The following is a 5560-nucleotide window of genomic DNA, read 5'->3' on the forward strand; positions in this document are numbered from 1 at the left end:
GCGCCAGTCGAGCCCGTCGCTCCAGTATCGCCGGTCGCCCCGGTTGAACCCGTGGCACCGGTATCACCAGTTGCGCCAGTGGAACCCGTAGCACCTGTGGCTCCGGTAGAACCGGTCGAACCTGTTGCACCCGTATCGCCGGTCGCACCCGTGGCTCCGGTTGCTCCGGTCGAGCCCGTGGCACCCGTGTCGCCGGTCGCGCCTGTGGCTCCAGTCGACCCCGTGGCACCGGTATCGCCTGTGGCGCCGGTCGAGCCGGTGGCTCCAGTCGACCCCGTGGCGCCAGTCGAGCCTGTCGCTCCAGTATCGCCGGTCGCCCCGGTTGAACCCGTGGCACCGGTATCACCAGTTGCACCAGTGGAACCCGTAGCACCTGTGGCTCCGGTCGAGCCCGTGGCTCCAGTATCGCCGGTCGCACCTGTGGCTCCGGTGGCTCCGGTCGAACCCGTGGCGCCCGTATCGCCAGTCGCACCTGTGGCTCCGGTTGCACCAGTCGAACCCGTGGCGCCCGTATCGCCGGTTGCGCCTGTGGCTCCGGTTGCTCCAGTAGAGCCCGTGGCGCCAGTCGAACCAGTGGCGCCGGTATCGCCGGTCGCCCCGGTTGAACCCGTGGCACCGGTATCACCAGTTGCGCCAGTGGAGCCCGTAGCACCTGTGGCTCCGGTAGCACCGGTCGAGCCAGTCGCTCCGGTATCGCCGGTTGCACCTGTGGCTCCGGTTGCTCCGGTCGAACCCGTGGCGCCCGTATCACCGGTCGCGCCTGTGGCGCCGGTAGCTCCAGTTGAGCCCGTGGCTCCAGTCGAACCAGTGGCGCCTGTATCGCCGGTTGCACCTGTGGCTCCGGTTGCTCCAGTCGAACCCGTGGCGCCTGTATCGCCGGTTGCACCGGTCGAGCCCGTTGCGCCCGTATCGCCGGTTGCACCGGTTGAACCCGTGGCACCGGTATCGCCGGTCGCACCTGTGGCTCCAGTTGCTCCAGTCGAACCCGTGGCGCCGGTCGAGCCCGTAGCGCCAGTCGAACCCGTGGCTCCGGTTGCGCCTGTGGCTCCGGTCGAACCTGTGGCGCCGGTCGAACCCGTGGGGCCGATCGAACCCGTGGCGCCGGTTGCGCCTGTGGCTCCGGTCGAACCTGTGGCGCCAGTCGACCCGGTGGCGCCGGTTGCGCCTGTGGCTCCGGTCGAACCTGTGGCGCCCGTTGAACCTGTGGCTCCGGTCGAACCTGTGGCGCCCGTTGAACCTGTTGCGCCAGTCGACCCGGTGGCGCCGGTTGAACCTGTAGCTCCGGTTTGGCCTGTGGCGCCGGTCGAACCCGTGGCACCTGTAGCGCCGGTGGCACCCGTCGCGCCGGCGCTACTCTGAATCGCGCTAGCAGTATAATGGCCTGTTCCTACCGTAGCGCCGCTACTGTCAACCAGGGTATAAGAAGTGCCAACAGCAATCGACACTGGCACGATCAAATCAAAGGTTTTTGCAAAAGGTGATATCGTAAATTGACCAACTATTACTTGGTTTGGTGACGCTCCTGTTACAACATAGTAGGTAGTAACCCCAGTCGCAGCAAGTTGACTAGAGCCGTTACCAATAGCTCCTGAGAACTCAATGTAATCGTCCGCAAATGAAGCAGCATACTGGCTAATTCCTCGGGCGGTCAGTGGCGGTTCTGCTGAAACGGTGCCGCGAAGCGTCAGTTCCCAGTTCAGGGCAGCAGCGCGCGCTCCCACGAAAGTCCGTGATGCCGCGACGCAAGCTCTTGCCGCCTCCTCCAGCGCCGAAACAAACGCCTCGCCCACCCCGCTCTTGCCCGTGTCGCAGCTCCAAAGTCTGAGATCGCCTTTGGCGCTCAGCGCCCTGCCTATCGCCGCAAGGTCGTCCGCTGTGTCTTCGAGGGTATCGATCGACCAGGCGCCGGTGCTGAAATGCACCCGCCCCGGCGAGCCGTGGGCGATGATGTGCACAGCAGCAAGGCCCCGCCGGCCGGCCAGCGCCGCTGCCATCTGCGCGGACGCGGGCCGCGTGGCATCGAGAAGCACCGGCTGTACGCCAGGCCGCAGCCCGGCCAGAAGGGTCCTAATGTCGCTGACGCCAGGATCGATGAACACGATTTCGGACGTCATCGCATGATCGCCCCGAGGGTGTTCGGGCGAAGCTTGCCATGTTGATGCACCAAGGCCCGGCCGCGAGGCGACCGGGCTATGGAAGGGAATTGGGTTGTTCAGCATGACATCACCCCTTCGGCCCAACGGCGCCGGATGGAGGCGCGGGCACATCCACGGTGAAGCCGGCCGAGGTGAACTTGCCGGCGTCGTCGAAGATGCCGACATCGAGGCCCGTCGATCCGCCGGGCACCCTGACGGTGATCCGGAAGGCCCTGTTCGCCATGTTCGGCAGATTGATGTTGCCGACGATCGAGCCGTGGTCCCTGTCTACCACGAAGTAGGTTGTCGAGCCGGCCGCCAAGCCGCTCGGGACCAAGCCGGATACGGTGATCTCTATCGCTGCCAGAACTGCTGCGTAGCTCATGATGCCCCCCCGGGTCAGCGGCGGCTGTGCCGCAGCGTTCTTTGTTTGAATGTTCAGTTTCCAGTCGCCGCCTAGCGCCGGCGACCCAACCAAGTCGTTCGCCGCCGCAACTGGCGCTGCCACCGTGCGCGACAGCGCATCGATGAAATTCATTCCGGCCGCACCGGCGCCCGCGTTGCAGCTCCACAAGAGCAGCTCGCCGGATTCGCCCAGCGCCTGGCCAATCGAAGCGAGATCGTCAGCATCGTCCTTCAGCGTCCGCGCCGACCACTCGCCGGCCGCGAAGCTCACCCGCCCCGGCGCGCCGTGCGCGATGACGTGGACCGCGTCGAGGCCGTCGCGGCGTTCGAGTGCAACTGCCATCTGGCGCGCTGCCGGGCGCCCGGCGTCGAGCACGATCGCTTCGACCTCCGGCCTCAGGTTGGCCAGGATCGTACCGAGATCGGATACGGAGGGATCGACGAAAAGGAGTTCGGAGGCCCGGGGCGCATCGGTCCGCGCGATCGGGCGATCAGTCGCAGCGTCCGGCAGCGGATCGCTCCGGCGCCCGTCGAACCGCGGGAATGCGCCAACGCCCCCACAGGGCACACGCGACAACATTTGACTCACAGCCACCCCACTCCTGACACCCATGCCGCCGATGTTTCGACGGCAAACTCGCGAGTGAACTCCGGAATGGGAAACCGTCTGCCTTCCGCCGAAGCATAGGCATGGACGCGACATGTCACGGTGCGCCTTGTAGACGCCCCTTCTTCATGCGCGAAATTGCCTTGCTACCCGATCCCTGTCCAACCCACCTGCACAGACCTTGCGGCCACCGACCGTGCGATCTGCGGGCACCCTCTATACCCGCATATTAGTAAATTCGAAAATTAGGGATTTGTAAACTGTTAAGGAAGGAATTGGTAAATTTCAGAGAACAGCAGACCTCGATCAATAGTGAGGCGTCGGCTTAGCTCAAATTGTTCCTGCAAACCGAATACTTGCCGGCTTCCGTTCAGTTGCTGTGAACCATGCGAATCAATCGCCTGGCAGGGCGCCAGCCGCGGAGCTTGCCGGGTGCCAGCTCGTGCTGACCGATATCGTCCCGCTACAGGAACGCTGCACGAGCCGACAAGGAAGAATGATCAACGCGCGGGCCTCCAGCGAAGCCCGCGCGTACTTTTTTCAACCTGGACCAGTTACCGTCCAGTCCGTTCGCCGCTCACTCATGTGGCTTCAAGAGATCCTTCAGGGTTGTCTTGACGGTGTGGTCGTTGCTGGCGTAGCCGGCGCCTGCCTTGGTCTGGTCCGAGGTGAGATCCGTGCTCGCCCCGGAAGGCTTGTTCGGGTTCTGGCCAGATCCACTGACGGTCTTGAGGACATTCAGCAGGTCTGTCGTCATCGAAGTCGTCGCAAGGCCGATCAGGTTGCGGACCGACGCATGGCCGCCGGAACCGCCGCCGCCATCAGTCGAGCCGGACTGCAGGAACTGCTTCGTATCCTTGAGCCCGAGCGTATTGGCCGTGACGTTGGCTTTGTGACCAGGGCCGTTTTCGGCATTGTTATTGTTCCCGGAACCACCAGGTGCATTCTGGTCTCCATTGCCAAAGCCGTTATTGCCATGACCACCAGTACCACCACCATCCGAACCGGTTCCTCCGGTCGGGCCTGTCGGACCTTGCGAGCCTGTCGCACCAGTCGCTCCCGTGGCACCGGTCGAGCCGGTTGCCCCGGTCGAACCAGTTGCGCCGGTTGCACCCGTGGCTCCGGTTGCTCCAGTCGAGCCGGTTGCGCCGGTCGAGCCAGTGGGTCCAGTCGAGCCGGTCGCCCCCGTTGCACCCGTTGCACCCGTCGAGCCGGTTGCTCCGGTCGAGCCGGTTGCGCCTGTGGCCCCGGTTGCCCCGGTCGAACCAGTTGCGCCGGTCGAGCCTGTTGCGCCTGTGGCCCCGGTCGAACCAGTTGCGCCGGTCGAGCCAGTGGCGCCGGTCGAGCCGGTCGCCCCGGTCGAGCCGGTTGCGCCGGTCGAGCCAGTGGCTCCAGTCGAGCCGGTTGCGCCGGTCGAGCCAGTGGCTCCAGTCGAGCCGGTTGCTCCGGTCGGACCAGTGGCGCCAGTCGAACCAGTGGCGCCGGTCGAGCCAGTGGCGCCGGTCGAGCCAGTGGCTCCAGTCGAGCCGGTTGCTCCGGTCGGACCAGTGGCGCCAGTCGAACCAGTGGCGCCGGTCGAGCCAGTGGCGCCAGTCGAGCCGGTTGCCCCGGTTGCGCCGGTCGAACCAGTTGCTCCGGTCGAGCCGGTTGCCCCGGTCGATCCTGTCGCTCCAGTCGAGCCGGTGGCGCCGGTCGAGCCGGTTGCCCCGGTCGATCCTGTAGCGCCGGTCGAGCCAGTAGCGCCGGTCGAACCGGTTGCCCCGGTCGAACCAGTAGCTCCGGTCGAGCCAGTCGCTCCGGTCGAGCCCGTGGCACCGGTATCACCAGTCGCACCGGTCGAACCCGTTGCACCAGTCGAGCCAGTTGCACCGGTCGAGCCAGTCGCTCCGGTCGAGCCCGTGGCACCGGTATCACCGGTCGAACCCGTTGCACCAGTCGAGCCAGTGGCGCCGGTCGAACCAGTGGCGCCGGTCGAGCCAGTTGCTCCGGTCGAGCCAGTCGCGCCGGTATCACCTGTGGCGCCAGTCGAACCGGTTGCTCCAGTCGAGCCAGTTGCACCGGTCGAACCAGTGGCGCCGGTCGAGCCAGTGGCTCCGGTCGCGCCGGTGGCACCTGTCGATCCTGTTGCTCCGGTATCGCCGGTTGCGCCGGTCGAACCTGTCGCTCCGGTATTACCCGTGGCACCGGTCGAACCAGTCGCTCCGGTGGAGCCTGTCGTACCAGTAGAGCCGGTCGCCCCGGTCTCCCCTGTGGCGCCGGTCGAGCCAGTCGCGCCGGTATCACCTGTGGCGCCAGTCGAACCGGTTGCGCCGGTCGAGCCAGTTGCACCGGTCGAACCAGTGGCTCCGGTCGCGCCGGTGGCACCTGTCGATCCTGTTGCTCCGGTATCGCCGGTTGCGCCGGTCGAACCTGT

The 5560-nt window shown here is 66.0% G+C and carries 2 protein-coding genes and 1 pseudogene; all 3 read right to left on the reverse strand.

All coding sequences use genetic code 11. From position 1 onward, the window contains the following. The coding region (locus FJ527_RS29185) for a DUF4347 domain-containing protein (RefSeq protein WP_348642635.1) at positions 1–2321 on the reverse strand (2321 nt) is incomplete at its 3' end. After that, complete coding sequence (locus tag FJ527_RS29190; RefSeq protein WP_246677835.1) at positions 2224–3108, reverse strand: DUF4347 domain-containing protein; 885 nt, start codon at positions 3106–3108, stop codon at positions 2224–2226. The genes FJ527_RS29190 and FJ527_RS29185, both read right to left, overlap by 98 nt. A gap of 616 nt (positions 3109–3724) precedes the next feature. Continuing rightward, a pseudogene (locus FJ527_RS29195) lies at positions 3725–5560 on the reverse strand (hypothetical protein); the annotation flags it as partial.

The sequence above is a fragment of the Mesorhizobium sp. B2-4-18 genome, assembly GCF_006441385.1.
Lineage (GTDB): Bacteria > Pseudomonadota > Alphaproteobacteria > Rhizobiales > Rhizobiaceae > Mesorhizobium > Mesorhizobium australicum.